The sequence below is a fragment of the Edaphobacter sp. HDX4 genome (assembly GCF_036877565.1).
In the GTDB taxonomy this organism is placed as follows: Bacteria; Acidobacteriota; Terriglobia; order Terriglobales; family Acidobacteriaceae; genus Edaphobacter.
This window is the reverse complement of record NZ_JAEDXW010000051.1, coordinates 1-1048: the sequence shown is the minus strand read 5'-3', so window position 1 is coordinate 1048 and position 1048 is coordinate 1. Positions and strand designations below refer to the sequence as shown.

The following is a 1048-nucleotide window of genomic DNA, read 5'->3' as shown; positions in this document are numbered from 1 at the left end:
TCGTCCCCACCTCATACAAACTTTTTCGTTGGCTGAGGAAGAAGAACCGCCTTGGTCCCTGGCTGCGTTTCGTACTCCATGGCTTGTTGTATCTGGTCCAGGGAAAACGTCTTGCCCACCTTTGTCCGAAAGAGTGGGTCGGCAATCTGGCCCCGAAGAAACTCAAGCGCCACGCGTAGCTTCTCTGTGTCGCGCGCCGTAGCACTGTTGAAGTTGCTGAACGGCTTCATCGTCAGGTTCTTCGCCATGTACACCAGCGAAGGCACCGCAACCGGTTCTGGTCCGGCAAGAAAGCCGTAGAACCATACCGTGGAGTTCCGCGGCAAGCGCGGTGCCATGCGTGTGACGAGCTTTCCGCCCACGCCGTCAAAGACAGCAGTCGTGCCCAGTTCCGCTGCGCGCCGCTCGAAGTCTTCGTCGAACCCGGCATCGTTCGTCACAAGCACATGCTCGAGTCCCATCTCCCGCAAAGCATCCGCAGCGTCTCGCGACCGGACAAGGAACAGCACAGGAATCTGCCGGCGAAGAGCAAGCGCGGCGAGCGCCAATCCAGTCGCTGAGCCCCCTATCGTCACGATCACTCCAGTGTGTCCGGCGGATACCGCCTCTTCCAGGAAGGCGTATGCCGTGATCACGTTCACGAGCGAACCGGAGTATTCCTCGACCGAGAGCTCTTCCGGCAGAACAACACAGCTTGTGACAGGAATGACGGCACGCTCAGACCAGAGGCCGATCGTCTCGGCACTTGGGGTAAGCGAGCGGTAGATCGCCACTTTTCTGCCGACGTAGTCTTCCGGCACACCTGCACCGGCCGCAAGCACACGGCCTGAAGCTGAGGCTCCCCAAATGTCATACCGGCTTGTGTTCAAACCGGTGGTCGCTGCCGGCATCTTGAGAAACGTCTTATCCCCATGGTTGATCGCGGCGGCCTCGATCTGCACGAGCAGGTGGTCGCTCGGCGCATTGGTGGGCGTGGGCACGTCGCGGACTTCCAACTCGCGGGTGGTGGTAACGACTACAGCTTTCATCGTGGTGCTCCTTCCGGCCG

Annotated in this window: 1 protein-coding gene; it reads right to left on the bottom strand. The window is 60.2% G+C overall.

All coding sequences use genetic code 11. The features are described from left to right. Nucleotides 1–11 precede the first annotated feature (11 nt). The coding region (locus tag JAO29_RS23095; protein ID WP_334270642.1) for an alcohol dehydrogenase catalytic domain-containing protein at nt 12–1048 on the bottom strand (1037 nt) is incomplete at its 5' end.